The following is a 15278-nucleotide window of genomic DNA, read 5'->3' as shown; positions in this document are numbered from 1 at the left end:
TTCAGCCCTGCCATATGAAAGGACGATGGAGGCATCTTAAACGCGCTCAATCGATGAAGCCTCACGACCTGCGGACTGGGAACGGCCCATTGGTTTGACAAAAAGCAAGAGACTGATATAATGTTTCACCGTTGGGGCGATTAGTTCAGAGGTAGAACGCTTCCTTGACACGGAAGAGGTCAGAAGTTCGATTCTTCTATCGCCCACCAGTGACAGCAAGGGTTCAGGAGATTTTCTCCTGAACCTTTTTTGTTCTCCTTGAAGCGCCCTTGAAGCAAAAACAAAAAAAGAGGGCCCCGCAGGGCCCCGTTTTACATCAGCGTCACAATCCCCGCCTTGAAAACCTTCGGCAGGATATCCCAGCCGGTGTATCGACGTGTAGTCCGTCTCCCGCTCCATGCCCTTCTGGTACGCCGCGATCATCCCGGCCTCGATGCGGTCCACGTTCCGGTTGTGGTCCTCCGCCACCAGCTCCGCCGCCCGCTTGTGCTCCTCGCTCAGGAGGCTGACCAGGTACGCTGTGTCGCCCGAGGCGTCGAGAGAGTTCTTGAAGTTGCCGTTCAGGATGGCCTGTGCCTTCTTCTCGTTGCGCAGTCCCATGTAGATTTCCTGAATCTCGCTCCAGGTGTAGTCCTTCCCGTTGTACGTGGTCGCGATTCGCGCGAAGTCGGACACCCGGAACCCCAGTTCCCGCAGCCCCGTCTCCACCCACTCCCGCCGCGCCTGAATGTGCCGCAACGATTCGTCTCGGGCTGCTGCCGTCATATCGACGAAGTACTTGACGAACGGTCCGTGATAACCCGTGCGCCCGTGGTCAAGCCAGTCGAAGAAGCGGTCCTTTGCCAGCGTCACGGCATAGGTCCAGTCTCTGGCCTTCGCCGCCTTACCACTCAACCCCTTGTACTGCTTCTTGAGGTCCTCCGGCCCGGTGACGACCTTTGGCAGGTCGGCCTTCCGCTTCTCCAGCGTGTCCCGCAGGTCGGTGTAGATCGTGTCCTTCCTTTCCGTGCGTTCAAGGTCCCATATCCTGTACTCCTCAGCGCCGCGGTCGTAGATCTGCTGCACCTGATCGTTCAGGGCGCGCAGGTCGTCTATGGTCATCTCGTTGAGCGTTGTCTCCCCAAGGTGCGCGGTGTCCTTCTCGTTCAAGGCCTCCGCAAGCTCCGGGTCCTCCCTAAGCCATTGGGCGACCTCCGTTCTGTGCTCCAGCGTCTTCTTGCTGCGCCGTTTCAGGTCGTAGGAGGACAGGAGCTGTTCGATCTCCTTGTGCGCTGCCCAGGTGACCGTCTCGGAGCCCGCCATCCGGTTGATGCCCTTGACAAGCTCTCCAACCTCAGCCTTGACTTCCTGGCGTTCCTTGAGCTTCTGTTTGAGCGCGGTAATACGCGCCTCCACTGCGGCGCGTCCTTTGGCGTGCCCTTCCTTGACCCCCTGGCGCCAGGCGGCCTTGCTGTACTTCTCCGCCATGGCGTACCCGCGCCGCATCGCTTCGGACAGCGTGAGCACGGCTTCGGGGTTGCCGTCCTTGCTAGCTGATGCTATACTTTCAACAGAGTTGCTTGTCTGGCGAGCGCTCCAACGCCGGGAGTTACCCTGCACCTCCTGACTCCCGGAGCCCGAAGCCAGAACGGAAGCAGGGCCGTTGACGGGGGTTGCGCTCCTCGTCGCAAGCAATTTTTTTCTGCTGACATAATTTTTGTTTGCAAACCACGCTGTCTTTACACGATAGACCCCATCCTCATTGATCAGCTCCACCGCAACGGTGGGATGTTTCTTTTCGTCTCCGCGACGGATGAGCAAAAGAGAATCCCCAGACCCCCTGCGCACCTCATTGAACTCTGCCAGGCTGTCCAGAATAAACGTCTGCACATCAGGATACCCTGCATCGAGTATCTGGGCTCCGTGTTTCTCTTCCGCGTGCCTCACAGCCCCGACGTTGGCCTGAATGACCCCGGCCTGTATCCCCGCCGCTGCGGCTACGTCCTCGTCGATCATGCCAAGGGCTGTCGACCCGTCGGGCAACATCAGCAACTCGCTGTCGTCCGCCTCGTCGATGGAGCGTCCGGATTCCGGAGTGAGCGCCACCGGCTCCATAGTGCGTTCGGGCACGACGTCGCCCTCCGCTGAGAGCGTCTGGTCCAGTGCCTTGACGCTTTCGGCGATCTCCCTCTGTTCCCGGTACGTCGCCTCGAGGTCAGCCTTGACCTGAGCGTTGTTCTTGTCCTGGTCGTATTCCGCCTGGAGCGCCTTCTGAAGCCTCGTCAGGTACCGCCGGCGGTCCGTCATGTACTCCCGCGCGCCGTCCACGCCCAGATGTTCCACCAGCGCGTTCAGCGTGTCGGCGTTAACCTCCACTAGCGGGGCGGGCTTCTTCACCACCTCGTTGACGTTCTCCTGAAGCCAGTCCACGAGCCCCTGAACGTCAAGATCAATGCCGTGCGCCTGAAGCGCCTCGGTGAGGACGTCCAACGCAAGCTGCGGCCCTTCCGTCGTGTTCCGGAACAGCCCCGGCCAGCGCTTGCGGACGTCCCGCGCCAGGTCCTCTCCCAGTTGCACGATGAAATCCCCAAAGCGCAGCCCACCGTTCTCGCGAATGAGCCGCGCCACGTTCTGCACGGCCTCGTGCGCGTTGCGCTTGAACTCGTACTCCTCAAGCTGTCCCAGCCAGCCGGTCACGGCCTCCCTGGCATCCTCCGGGACCTCGTAGAAGCTCCACTCGTCGGGGGCCTCGTACCCCAGTTGCTCCTGTTCCGTCCGCTCCCGCAGCTCGGCCTGATAGCGCTTAATCTCCTCCTTGATCGCCGCGTTCTCGACGGCCAGTTCCTGCACGGTCGTCTCCGCGGTGATCTCCTCCGGGGTCGCCAGCAGGCGGGCGTAGATATCCCGCATCTCCGGGCTGAGCTCGATGCCCAGCGCCTGCACCACGTCGTGGTAGACTTCGATCATCCACGCCCGCAGCCTGCGGAATACGCCCCACAGGGCCCGGCTCGGCGCCCTGCCCTCGGCGATGTACGTCTCGAACCCCTGAGCGAAGTACTCATGAGCCTGCGTCCGGGCCTGCCGGCGCACCTCGGCGTCCTCGGAATCGAACTCCTCCCGCGTCACCCCCGCGTGCCGCAGCACCTCGTCCACGTCGGCCCTCAGCTGAGGGTCTGCCCCTTCCACTCTGCTGAGCTCGTCCAGCATCCGGAAGACATGGTGCGCCAGCTCGTGGAAACTCGTGCTCCGGTTCGCGTTCTCGAAGAACTCGATCAAGCTCATGCCGTCTGGCTGGACCGTCAAACGGGCGTTGATAGCGGACTCGGGCTTGCTTTTTTGGGGCAGAGGTGGTTTACTTAGGGCAGTCCCCCTGGCCCGCTCCCTCTTCGTTGCGGAGGATGTAGCTTCGGAGAGCGTAGCGCCGGAGAAGTCTTGGCCCTTGTCCGGCGTATCGGGGCGGGGGGTTCTTTTATCCGGCACATCTTCATCCCATCCAGATACAACCCAATTAACTTTTTTGCCATCGTACTCTTTACCCAGCACGACGGTATAAGGGCCTTTTGTTATATTGACGCGCCGTTTCCGCCCATTCTGGATAGGATATTCTTTCCCCACATCTCCTTTTGCAATAACATCGACCAACGTTCTCATAAACTCCTGTGGCCTTGTCCCCTCCGGGATATGATATTCCAAGATGTGAGCTATCCCGGCCCCCTTATTTCCCCAAAGGAACGCGATATCTCCAAGCTCCTCCCGGTGCATGGCGTCCATCACGTCGGTCTGCTCTGTGATGACCTTCTCCATGGCGGCCTGCCCACGTCGGATGTTCTCGGTCTCCTCGGCCTGCTGCTCAGAGTATGCCTCCATCATCCCTTCCAGGATGATCTGATCTTCCCGTGCCACGTCCTCTGTTTCAGCCAGCAGGCGCTCTTTGCGTTCTTTGTCGGACAGAAGCGTGCGTCTCCCGGCATTCCGGGCCTCCGCTTCTCCTGCAAGGCGGTGATAGTTTTCGCCCTCCATCGCAAAGCTCCCGCCGCCGGCAAACCCTTCGATGTTCTGTATCGCGTGCTGTATCTCGTGGATAAGCGCTGTCTTTGCGATATCACTTCGGAGGTACGCATTGAGTGAAATTGTGTTCCCGAATGGGTTATAGCTCCCGCTAATTTCCCTGTGCCCGGTCTGGAACCTGACATTGATATCCGCCAATTCCGGGTACGCCGCATAAAGTTCCGGCGCGTCGTAAAAATCAGAGAGCCGGGATGGCTCCCTTATCTGCCGTGCAACAGGCTTCAGCTCCTCAAGCCGGGCCTGTTCTTCTTCCGTGATATCCCCGTCAATAAATTTCCTTTCGAGCTCACGAAACTCCAGCAGATCCGGGTTGGTGATGAACCCCTCGCGCCGGAAGGTCCCGTCCAGAATCTCGTGCCGCCACTTCCCATCCGCCCCACGCTCCCAGCCCGTAGCCAGGCGAATCGCCCTGGCGTCCTTCCCGGCCTGCTCCATCTCGCGGGCGACGTTCAGGTTGTCGAGGCGGGCCGTGCCTTCTTCAGCAGCATCCAGGGTTTCTGCCCCGCGCCTGCCGATGATCTGGTAGTACGTCTCCGGGTGCTGATCGTCCTCTACCTTTATCCCGGCCTCCTCCGCCTTGGCCCACAGTGCCTTCTGCCGCGCCTCGTTCTCGTCGATGAGGGCGTCGAGCTCCTTGTGCATTCGCTTCAGGATGGCGTGGGCCTCCTTGACGATGCCGGCCTTCTCTTTACGAAGGCCTTTTTGCACCTCCTTGTCATCGTCGAACGCCAGGTTCTTCTCGACCTCCGCCAGGTCGAGGAACAGCTCCTCCAGCTCCGGGACCCCACGCCAGCGGGTCGGCTTCTCCATCGTCTCGCCGGGGTCGCTCCCCGCCTCATAGAACGCATAGTCCTCCGGCCCCCGCCCCAGAAACGGCTCGTAGTACTTCGTGACCGTCACAAAACGCTCCATGAACGCCCGCAGCTCAGGGTCCCATTCGGACGCCGGAGTCGCCTCCGCCTCGTCCATGCGGTCGTAGAGCTCCGCAAGGCTGTTGACCCCGAACAGCCTCATATCCCGCAGGCGATCTTCTGCGTCGTCCTTCATAGCGTTGAGGTGACCGGCATACCACTCCTCAAGCCTGCTGTATATCTCGCGTTCTTTCTCCGCGTCACGGGCTTCTTCATCACACAGCCGGTCGAGGATTGCCTCGATTTTTTCGTATTCGTCCCCGTCCAGGGGTGTTTCATCCAAAAGTGCGCGATACTTTACGGCTTCTTCCTTACGCGGCCCCTCCGGCCACGTCGTGGGGTCGTTTTCGTCATAGCCCACGCGGTTTGGCCGCTCCAGCCCCATGCGGTCCAGCGCCTCGCGGGTCAGGAAATACCCTACTCCATCGTCGGGGAACCCCTCTATGGTGAGACCTCCATTGATGGCGGCGATGACTCCTTCCAGGTCCTCGCGCGTCTGGTATGCCAGGTTGTTACCCCACACCCTGCGCAGCAAAGCGCCGGGGTCTTCGCGTGCCTCCTGCTGACCGGAGGCGCTCTGGCGTGGTGTCCCGTTATAGGCGATCTGGTTGTAGACCTCTGCTTCCTGCTCATACTCGCGCCGTGTCCCGTCAGGCAAAATCATGTATTTGGGCTGCTTGCTTCTGATAAAATCCAGCTTTGCCTCGTTTGGCATTTGCTTGATTTCTCGGGCGCTGGTCAAAACCCATACTCGCCTTGTCCTGTTGGGCAGGGTTTCTATCACTTCCACACCTTTGCCTCTGGGGCCATGAGCCCAAGTCCATTCAATATGTGTCCCATCGGAGAACCTCTCACTTAATATAAGCCCGTCATAAGCCCATTTATGAGATGTTCCGTCAGGCAGTTTTTCGTACAACATTTGTCCATTTTTATGCCACTGGCGTTCAGTTCCATCAGGGAGAGATTCGTATCCCTTCCGTCCATTCTCGTGCCATTCTGTTTTTGTGCCACCATGAGTATAGTCCGTCTGCATCTGCCCGTTCGGGTACCATTCACGAAGAAACTTCCCGGGTAGGATTATTCGTTTAATCTGATTACTCGGATAGAACTCGCGTATTGTTCCATCCTTTAGCTTTTCTTTTACCTTCGAGCTGTGTCCCAAATCTTCATGGTAACCATAAATGACACCGTCGCCTTTCCCCAGTCTGTATGGGATTGCAGGAAACGATTCATCCTCCCTGTCCCACCACTGCGTTTCCTCCTTATCGGATGCGCAAAACGCCAACAACTTCCCATTTTGAAACGCAATACGCTTCGGGATGGAATCATAATTCCGCCACATCCTCCATGCGTCGGTCATTCCGCCGCGTTTCCCCCGTGCCGCAAGGCACCACGGGTTGGCGTCCTCGCCCCAGTGCGTATCAATAATCTTCCTTACAGCGGCCTGTCCAGCCTTATCGTTCTGCACCGTGTAGACGGTTATGCCATCGGGGTACTCCTTCTTGTCGCTGAGCTCCGAGACGGTGTCCGGGTTCACCCGTTTTTCAGCGGCGCTCTCCTTGATGGTGTACTTCGCCAGTATCTCGTTGGGGTCGCCAAAGCTCATCGGGTCGAGGTGCTGCTGCTCACAGATCTTGAGCGCGTCGAGGATTTTGTAGTTGTCCTCCGGCAGGATGATGTGCCCGCCCAGCAGCCACTTTGTGGCGGCCTTCTCGTGCTTCGGCGAGCCTCCGGCCTTGACCTCCTCACCCAGCTTCTCGATCTCGGAGATAGCGTCGGTGCGCTGCTCCGGCGTCAGGTCCGGCCTGTGTTTCGCCAGCGAGGCATCCATCTCGTTCTTGCGTTTCGTGCCGATCTGCCGATACTCCTCCCCGACGTACGGCCTGCCCTCCGCGTCCTTGACGCCCCGGAGCATATCGGCTATAGTGATCTCAGAAACCCTGCGTAGTTGCCGTTCTGGAAGAACTCCCGAAAGGGGTGTGCCAGAGAGGCGCGCAGGGTTTCTGCTTGCCCCCTCAATGATGACGTCATTCAAATCAACTTCAACAGGTATCCTGCCATCGCTGGATTTTCTTTCATGAGCAACGACGCGCAACGTTTTCAGCCCGTCGGAAGACCAGACAGGGATATAAAAGCGATGTACGTTTTTGAGATGCTTTTTATTATCCTTCTGGTTCTTATGGCTCTCTATCAGGCGCGCATTCTGCAAAACCTCACGCAGCGACAGCAGCCCCGCCGTCCGCGTGTCCATATCCTCATAGGTCAGCCCCTTCCGTGAAGAGCGCACAACGTGTCTTGCCGCAGAGTTGGAGGGGATACCTATCAACGCCTCGCCATCAGAGCTTATATTTGGCTCTCTGCCAATGAACTCCGCCTTCAAGAATGCAAATAGCTCTTGCGGTGTCGCTTTCTTAGCGTCCTCCAGCTTCCCGCTCAGGTCCAGTATGGGCACTTTTTGTCCAAGGTCCACGCCGGCGTTCACCGGCTGCGCGAACCCTTCACTCTGCACGGCGTCTTCGCCGCGCCGGAGCGTCAGCTTCATGGCGTCGGCCGGGGAGATATTGGCGCGCCGCGCCAGCATCCCGGCGACGGATGCACCGACCCTGGCGAACACCCGCGCCTCCTCGCGGTCCTTGCCGACGGCCAGCATCTTGCGCTCCAGCTCCTCGGCCACGGCGTCCGTCTCCGCCGTGCGCCACGCGGGGCTGCTGGCCCTCCGCATGACAACCTCCACACCCTTCCGGGTCGTGGTCGTGACCATCTCCTGCGTTTGGGCCGGGGCGTTTGTTCCGGCCTTCACGTCCTCCGCGCCGTAGACGTCGCCGAACGCACCGTCCGAGGCGAACAGCCGGTCGTAGACGCCCCGCATCTCGTCGGAAAGCTGTTTGCCGGGGATGTTCGCAATCCTCTCGTAAACCTCGATCATCCAGTTGCGGATGCGCGAGAACACGTCCCGCAGGGTCTTTGTCGGGGCTTTCCCCTCGGCCAGGTACTTCTCGAACCCGCGGGCGAAGAACTCGTGCGCTCGCCTGCGGGCGTTCTTTATATCGGCGTCGAATGATTTTCGGGAGACGTGCACCTCCTTGAGGATTGTCTCCACGTCCTTCGCCATCTGAGGGTCCACGCCCTCCCTGCCGCTGAACTCCATCACCTTGTTGAGGATGTGGTGCCCGAACTCGTGGAAGCTGGTGCTCTTGTTCGCGGTCTCGAAGAAATCAATAATGCTCGTCCCGTCCGGCAGGAAGTACGTCCTGCCGTTGGGGGCGCCCCAACCCACAGGCAAAGTTTTTAACGTGGCGTCCATCACGTCGGTGTGCTCGGCGATGACTTTCTCCATAGCAGCCCGCCCGTGGCGGATGTTCTTGGTCTCCTCGGCCTGCCGCTGGTAGTACTCCTCCTCCGCCTCCCGTGCCGCGGCCTCCTCCTCGGCCTCGATGAGCTGGAGTAGACGCCTTTCGGCCCCCTTGGGCTTTCCCTTCCTCAGGCTTTTTCTCAGCGCGTGCAATTCATTTTCGAGCTCCGTCCCCCGCTCGTTCTTCCAGACGAATTCCGGGTCGTCGCTCCGCAGCCTCCGGTCGAACTCCTCACGGGGCAGGTTTTCAATCCACGCATCGATCTGCCTGCTCTCCTTTTGGAGTTCCAGGGCACGAGTTTTCTCCGGACTCTCCGGCCAGGTCTCTACCTCATCGTCGTTCTCGAAGTTCTGCCACGCCTCGAGCGCCAACGCCTCGTCCCGGGCGGCCCCGACCGGCCAGGTCTTCGGGTCGCCGGGGTCGTACTCCTCGCTCTGGCGTGTCGAGGATTGAGCGTACCCCTTGCCCTGCGTCCCCCGTTTCTCCTGTGCCTTCCCCCGCCGGAACTCGATGTTCAGCGCGTCCTTTGCCTCCGTGCCCGTGCGCTCCGCAAAGCGATGCGCGAACTCCGACGCCAGCAGGCCCATGGCCTTGGATTCCTCAACGTCGTGGCCCGCGGCGATCATCCTTGCCTCCACGTCTTTGGCCAGCTGACGCAGCTCGGCGGGCGTCCGGGTGCGTACGGTTCCCCTAGCCCCTGTACTCTCCGCCTGTCGGGGCGCTGTCTGTGCAGGCCCTACGCCCTGCTGCTCGTACTGCTCTCCATCCTGCTGGGCTACATTCCGGGCATCCTCCGCCTCCCCCCGCATCGCTGAGAGCGCAGCGTAGTCCCTGCGCTTCATAGCGTCCTGTATCTCCTGATACCGCACAAGGTCAGCCTCGCTCAGCGGGTTCTCCGGCGTTCCGTCCTCGGCAAACTGCGCCTCCTCGGCCATGCGCCCGGTTTCCCCATGTGCCCATCGCAGCAGCTCGGCACGCTCCGTGCCGGAGAGCGCCTGCCGGGTGTCGTCCTCCCTGCGAATCTCCTCCAAGGCCCCGGCCACAGGGTCAGTGGGGGCCTGTGCAGCGCCTGTCTCTGCGGCGGGGGGAGTGCTCTTGTTGCCCTTCGTTAGTGCGTTGACTGCGGCATTAACCGCCATGCCGCCGCCCCCGAACAACCCACCGGACAGGGCCCCCAGAAGACCCTCGTACCCCAGCTCGCTCCAGTCGTTGGGGTCTCCCACGGCCTTGTTCGCCGCTACGCCCTCCAGGACCTCCTCCAACCCCTCGCCCCCCATGTTGAGCGCGAGCCCTCCCAGGGTGCGGGTGACGGCCCCGGCGTTGGGGAACAGCTTGCCCAGCCCAAATGTCGCCATGTTCTGCAACGGGTCGGAGAGCATCAGCCCCAGGGGTGAGCGATTGAGAAGACAGCTTCTCCGGGTAGAAATTTCGGTTGATGGCGTCGCGCATCTGGTCCTCGGTCATGTCGTCGGGGAAACTGAGGGTCAGTCCTTTGTCGGGCAGGTGGATTTTCATGATTCCCTCCTGGTATCAAAAAAGCCCCTCCTGGAGAGGGGCGTGTGGTATACTTACCTCAGCTATTGCAGGGGTGCCTCCTTTTTCGGTGTTCGCTAGCGCCGAAATTTCAAGGAGGCGCTTTTTGTGGTATAATCTAGCCGCATATGAGAGCGTGCCTCTTTCCTCTTTGGAGTTCGCCAGCTTCAAAGAACACGGGAAAGAGGCTCTTTTTTTGTGGTATAATCTAGCCAGCCAATGAAACATCATGAGGTGCCTCCCTTTTCTTAGCGTCCGCTAGCGCTGAAGAAAAGGGAGATATTTTTATCCTGCTCTGATAAAATATGGATACCGTATCAGCCAGTTGAGGGACCGCTACTCTGCCGTCTTCAGTCTTCACGGGGCAACCCCTCGTGTTGGTTCGTCTCTAGCGGGGCGAACATCCCTTTTTGATTTGAAGGGAGGAACCTCACGTGTTTCGTTGGCTGAGAAGCCTCAGCTTCAAGCTCCATCTGAAGCTGGGACACCTGACGGTAAGCATCTGCTTTAAGCCAGGCTCCACCGTCGTAAGACGGTAGGCGACGGGAGGGGGCGGGGGTAAAACCCTGTCCCCCGCTATTTCCTCCCCCGCCGACCCCGGACGCCGTTCGTGTCCGTGTCGAACGCCTCGCGGGAGACTCCGGCCTCATCGAGGATCGTCTTCACGTCGTCGGCCATCTGGGGGCACATCCTCCCCGTCGCTGAACTCCACCCTCTTGTTGAAGATATGGAACTCGTGGAAGCTCGTGCTCCTGTTCGCTGTCTCGAAGAACTCGATGACGCTCGTCCCGTCCGGGAGGAAGCATTAGGGGATGGGCTTCCGACGGACAACGTAAGGATACACGGAGGGGGACATCGTAGAAATACGCACGCCCCGAGGCGGATTGAAAGCGCGGGGGCGGGGCAGATCAGCGAAAGAGCGAGAGGACGATCCCCTTCGGGGCCAAAACAACCTCTCAGTCCTCCCTTCGAGGCTCGACAGCCCCCCTTGCACAAGCAGACTGCCAGCGAACGCAGTGGGCTGTGCCCAAGAAACGGGGCATAGCTTAGGGGCTTCATCAGGGGGCCTGAAAAACGCGCCTCTTCGCTTTCGCCTCCCCCGCAAGGGGAGGTGCCCCTCCCCTCCCTCATTTCATCCCAACTCACAGGCAAAAAAGAGCACCCGGTGTGTTTAGGCTATTTTGGTATTTACTATATTTTTGAAAAAACAGTTTAAGTTATTGAACTTGCCAGGAATTTTATTGACATTATCCGTGGAGTTGGCTTTAATATAGGGAGCGTTTTCGAATCGGCTATCGGGGCAGGACGCTATTTTGAGGAGAGTGAACTGTATGTTTCGCAACATGAGGATTTCGCTGAAGCTATCTCTGGGGTTTGGGCTGGTGCTGCTGGTGTTCGTCGTCGCGGTGGCATTTTCCCGGGCGAAGATCTCGGGGGTGCAGGAGGACAACCGCTTGATGGCGAAGATATCCGAGGTGCTCGCTTTGATCACGGACCTGAACGACGGAATAAGCGGCCTGCGCTTTTCCGCCAGGGGATATCTGTACGCGGAGGACGCCGATGATATGAAGACAGGGCGTGACTCCTTGAAGGCCCTGGAGGAGGGTATCGCCCGTGGTGAGAGGATGTATCGGGAGGACCCCCGACTGGTCGCCCTGAGCAGGATCTCGGACCTGAAGGGTCCCCTCGAGGCCTACTCCAAAAACATGGAGGAGGTCGTCTCCCTCGCGGAGGCGAAGCGGAACACGGTGCAGGGCCTGGCCAAGGATTCTCAGGAGTTTTTGGACAAGCTCAACGAAGCCCTTGTGCCCATATACCGGAAGCTGCAGAATGACATTTCGGCAGGGAACGCCACCGAGGCCCAGCGCAGGCTCGAGAGGGTCCGCGAGGGCGAGGCGCTGACCACGGAGATAGGGGAGGTCCGCAGAAGCTACTCCTGGGTGATGGCGAACCGTGACGTCTCGGGCATCGATGCCATCCTCTCGCGGGTGGACGCGATGGGGAAGCGGGGACAGAAGCTTTTGGATGATACGCGCTCGGAGGAGATCCGCAGAGACCTTGCGGACGCACTGACGCACCTGCACGCCTTTTCGACTGGCGTGAGGGAGCTGGCGGACCAGCTCGTCCGAATCAGCGAGCTCACAAAGATCGTCAAACAGCAGGGGGACGACCTGGACGAGCTGAGCGACGCCATCTTCGATGTGTCGCAGAAACGCACGAGGGGAATCATCACTCAAACGGATGACAATTTGAGCCTCTCCGTCCTGATGTTGATTGCCTTGACGGTGGTCTCTGTGGTTGTCGGGCTGCTGATAGCGTTTTTGATCTCACGGATGATCACGAAGCCGCTCTCGCTTTTGGTGTCCGTGGCAGAACGGGCTGGGGGCGGGGACCTGACGTTGACACGGGCGGATCTGGGCGAGGAGAGGAACGACGAGTTGGGCAAGCTGTCGGATGCCCTCATCGAGATGGTTGGGGCACAGCGCCGGACGATAACGGAAGCCATGGAGATTGCGGAGCGCAGCGCAGAGAGCGCGGACACGATGCGCACCTCGTCAAGTCAGTCCAGCGAGTCCATCGCAAACGCAAAACAGGCCATAGAGAGCGTTGTGTCGCTTTGCGAGTCGAACTCGTCATCGCTGCAGGAGAGCAACGCGGGGACGGAGGAGATGTCCGCGGCGTCGATGACCGCGGCACAGGCGGCGACGGACTGTGCGGAGTTCATCTCTCAGACCACGGTGGTCTCAGGCCAGGCGGTGGAGATGGTACAGGAGACGATCGAGGATATGGGCCTTCTGTTCAAGAAGTCCGAGGAGAGCGGGGAGAGGCTCCGCGAGCTTGTGGAATCCGTGGGGCAGATCAGCGGATTTGTTGGGGTCATCACGTCGATAGCGGATCAGACGAACTTGCTGGCGCTGAACGCCGCGATCGAGGCGGCGCGGGCCGGAGAGGCCGGGCGTGGCTTTGCCGTTGTCGCTGAGGAGGTCCGTAAGCTGGCGGAGGATTCCGGTCAGGCGGCGAACAACATCAAGGGCTTGATCACGACGCTGCAGGCCGGGGCGAGGGACACGATGAATTCGAGCACGGAGTCCTCTGAGCTTCTGACGCGGACGACGGAGAAGGCGGATAAGGCCAAGGAGTCCCTGAACGAGGCCATGGGGCAGATAGACAAGGCGAACGACCGAATCCAGAACATCGCGGCGGTGGCGGAGGAGCAGGCAGCGTCAAGTCGGGAGATCGCCTCGGGCATCGATGCCGCGACAAAATCGACGGTGGACATGCTTCAGAACATGGAGAGGATACAGAGCTCCTCGGATGAGACGGCCAGGGTGGCGGAGGAAGTTGCGAAGCAGGCGGACGGCCTTGCGGTCCTGGCGGACAGACTGAAGGGGGCCCTTTCGCGCTTCAAGGTGTCCGCGGGCGCTTCGGGCGCCGGGAGGGCGGCTTTAAAAGGCTGATTGCTAAAGTCTGAAGGGCCAATCCCAATCGCTCTTAACTTAAAGAGATACTATGGTCTGCCTCCCCTTGTTGGGGAGGCAGACTTTGGTCGGAGGGGTTGCCTCGCCTCCCCTTAGGGGAGGTGCCGCCAAAGGCGGCTGAGGGCGAAGGAAGTCCGGGGGACTTCCGCAGCTCAGCCAGACGACACGACTTACGGACGCCGACAGGCGGTCGGCGTCGTGTCGGTCGGCTGTGCCGAAGCAAGGCAATGGATTGCCTTGTGGAGGCGTTGGCGGGAAATGTCAGACAGGCGCGTCTTATGAAAAACACTCGCCGTCCCTACCCTCCCCCTCCTTCGGGGAGCCCTCCGGCTCCGTCAGCTCGACCCCCGTCGCGCTCTCCAGCGCGAACTGGGCCACCTGGAGGTCGTAGCGGGCCCGGTAGACGGAGAGCCGTGCGTCGGTGAGGGCCAAAAGCGCGTCCGAGAGCGCCAGGGAATCGCCGACGCCCGTCCGGTAGCGCCCCTCGGCCAGGGAGTAGTTCTCCTCCGCCTGGGCGACCGTCAGTCCCGCGATGCGGATGCGTTCCCTGGCGTTGCGGACGTTCAGAACGGCCTTGCGGACCTCCAAAAGGATGTTCTGCCGCAGGGCCTCGCGGGCCGCCTCCAGGCTTTTGACCTGAGCCCTCGCAGCATCCGTTCGGGCCGCCGTCGCCCCCCCGTCGACGACGGGGACGGTGAGGGAAAGGCCCGCGTTCCACTCCGAGCTGAGCGAGGAGATTTCCTCGCCGCCGGCGCTGTACCCGCCCCTCAGCGACAGGCTAGGGGAGGAGCCCCGCGCCACGGAGCGCACCTCGGCCTTTCCGGCGAGCGTCCGCAGGTCCACGGCCGCGTAATCCTGACGGTGCTCCAGGGCCAGGGCCTCGGCATCGTCCTCCGCCGCCTCCGGCAGCTTGCGCTCCGCCATCCGGACCTCGAACGGCCCCATCGAGTCCACGCCCATCGCGTTCAGCAGCGCGGCCTGCGCAACCCGAACCTCAGATTCCGCCTCCACCAGCGCCAGCTGGGCGTTCCCCAGGTCCACCTCGGCCTTCGTCACGTCGATCTTCGGCTTGAGCCCCGTCTCGTAGTAGCCCTTCGCGCGCTCCAGATGCCGCCGGAACGAATCCACCGATTCCTGCCTCTGGCCCCGGACCTCCCCCGCCAGCAGCAGGTCCATGTAGGCCTTCTTGACCCCGGCACGGACCTGCAGCCGCGTCTTCCTTCCCTCGGCCTCCGTGGCGGACAGCACGCTCTGCTGGGCCTCGACGGCGTACTTCGTCCGGTTCGTGTCGAAGAGTTTGAGGCTCGCCGTAATCCCGACCGTGTAGCTGCTGCCCGCGGACGCCCCCTCCCTTTCGGAGCGGTTCGCCGACGCGCTGACCGACGCCTGCAGGCGGTCCTCCGCGGCCGCCAGGGAGAGCCGCCGGCGCTCCGCCTCGCTCTTCGCGTCCGCCCCGACAAGGTCGGGATGGTTCGCCTCCGACAAGGCCAGGCAGTCCTCCAGCGTCAGGGTACGGGCCGTCTCCTCTCCCCGTGCAGGGAAAGCCTGGAAGACGGCCAGAACCAAACAGAGCAGGACCGCAAGGAGAACAGCGCTCCCGCCCCTTCTTCTCTTTTCCGATCTCATGTCGTTCTCAGCCTCCAAACTTCAAAAGGAGATCGCTCCAATCCACCGGACAGCCACAGGGAAGAAGAGAGCCCCTCACGAAAAAAACCTGTGCGGACCAGATTACGCTTTCATCGCAAAACTTCAAACCGCCATTTGACGAAAAAACAGGAGCGTATCCTGTCCTACGCACTTCCCAGGATCGGGACAGCCGCAGCGCCATTCGCAGGGGAGGTCCGTCCATCACGGAAGCACTCTCCATGCGGCACAAAATACCCCTCCGATATGAGAACAATGTGAACGCGGCAAAGGGCTCCTGTGAAGATCGAAGAGGGGGAAGGGGGAACGCC

General features: G+C 60.7%; 7 protein-coding genes, 1 tRNA gene and 1 pseudogene. 6 read left to right on the top strand and 3 right to left on the bottom strand.

Going from position 1 to position 15278, the window contains the following annotated elements:
• The first annotated feature begins 134 nt into the window (after positions 1 to 134).
• Positions 135 to 209: transfer RNA gene (locus tag ACK28C_RS08290), tRNA-Val, on the top strand.
• A 2341-nt stretch (positions 210 to 2550) separates the two neighbouring features.
• Positions 2551 to 3339: a hypothetical protein gene (locus tag ACK28C_RS08285; protein WP_409152045.1), complete on the top strand. Its 789-nt coding sequence runs from the start codon at positions 2551 to 2553 to the stop codon at positions 3337 to 3339.
• Between the two features lie 180 nt (positions 3340 to 3519).
• On the opposite strand, the pseudogene ACK28C_RS08280 reads toward ACK28C_RS08285, so the two are convergent.
• Positions 3520 to 4482 (bottom strand): annotated as a pseudogene (locus tag ACK28C_RS08280) (LPD23 domain-containing protein); the annotation flags it as partial.
• Between the two features lie 1890 nt (positions 4483 to 6372).
• Here ACK28C_RS08280 and ACK28C_RS08275 point away from each other — a divergent pair.
• From ACK28C_RS08275 to ACK28C_RS08265, 3 genes are all read left to right on the top strand, one after another.
• Positions 6373 to 6906: a hypothetical protein gene (locus ACK28C_RS08275; RefSeq protein WP_243440575.1), complete on the top strand. Its 534-nt coding sequence runs from the start codon at positions 6373 to 6375 to the stop codon at positions 6904 to 6906.
• Positions 6907 to 7236, top strand: coding sequence for a hypothetical protein (locus ACK28C_RS08270; RefSeq protein WP_243440576.1), 330 nt, complete (start codon positions 6907 to 6909; stop codon positions 7234 to 7236).
• A 262-nt stretch (positions 7237 to 7498) separates the two neighbouring features.
• Positions 7499 to 7774 carry a hypothetical protein gene (locus ACK28C_RS08265; protein ID WP_243440577.1) on the top strand — a complete coding sequence of 92 codons (276 nt, stop codon included), beginning with the start codon at positions 7499 to 7501 and terminating at the stop codon, positions 7772 to 7774.
• A 2067-nt stretch (positions 7775 to 9841) separates the two neighbouring features.
• Here the strand turns inward: ACK28C_RS08265 and ACK28C_RS08260 are convergent.
• Positions 9842 to 10075, bottom strand: coding sequence for a hypothetical protein (locus tag ACK28C_RS08260; protein WP_208872783.1), 234 nt, complete (start codon positions 10073 to 10075; stop codon positions 9842 to 9844).
• 1100 nt (positions 10076 to 11175) lie between these two features.
• Here ACK28C_RS08260 and ACK28C_RS08255 point away from each other — a divergent pair.
• On the top strand, positions 11176 to 13302 hold the full coding sequence (locus ACK28C_RS08255; protein ID WP_015556266.1) for a methyl-accepting chemotaxis protein: 2127 nt from the start codon (positions 11176 to 11178) through the stop codon (positions 13300 to 13302).
• A 297-nt stretch (positions 13303 to 13599) separates the two neighbouring features.
• Here ACK28C_RS08255 and ACK28C_RS08250 read toward each other — a convergent pair whose 3' ends face one another.
• Positions 13600 to 14949 carry a TolC family protein gene (locus ACK28C_RS08250; protein ID WP_409152044.1) on the bottom strand — a complete coding sequence of 450 codons (1350 nt, stop codon included), beginning with the start codon at positions 14947 to 14949 and terminating at the stop codon, positions 13600 to 13602.
• Between the last annotated feature and the right edge of the window lie 329 nt (positions 14950 to 15278).

The sequence above is a fragment of the Fretibacterium fastidiosum genome, assembly GCF_964642095.1.
GTDB lineage: Bacteria > Synergistota > Synergistia > Synergistales > Aminobacteriaceae > Fretibacterium > Fretibacterium fastidiosum.
This window is presented reverse-complemented; position numbering and strand designations above follow the sequence as displayed.

Bases quoted from the DNA above. Each gene is read 5' to 3' on its own strand.
- ACK28C_RS08265 (WP_243440577.1), top strand. From the start codon at position 7,499: ATGGCGTCGGCCGGGGAGATATTGGCGCGCCGCGCCAGCATCCCGGCG.
- ACK28C_RS08260 (WP_208872783.1), bottom strand. From the start codon at position 10,075: ATGATGTTTCATTGGCTGGCTAGATTATACCACAAAAAAAGAGCCTCT.
- ACK28C_RS08255 (WP_015556266.1), top strand. From the start codon at position 11,176: ATGTTTCGCAACATGAGGATTTCGCTGAAGCTATCTCTGGGGTTTGGG.
- ACK28C_RS08250 (WP_409152044.1), bottom strand. From the start codon at position 14,949: ATGAGATCGGAAAAGAGAAGAAGGGGCGGGAGCGCTGTTCTCCTTGCG.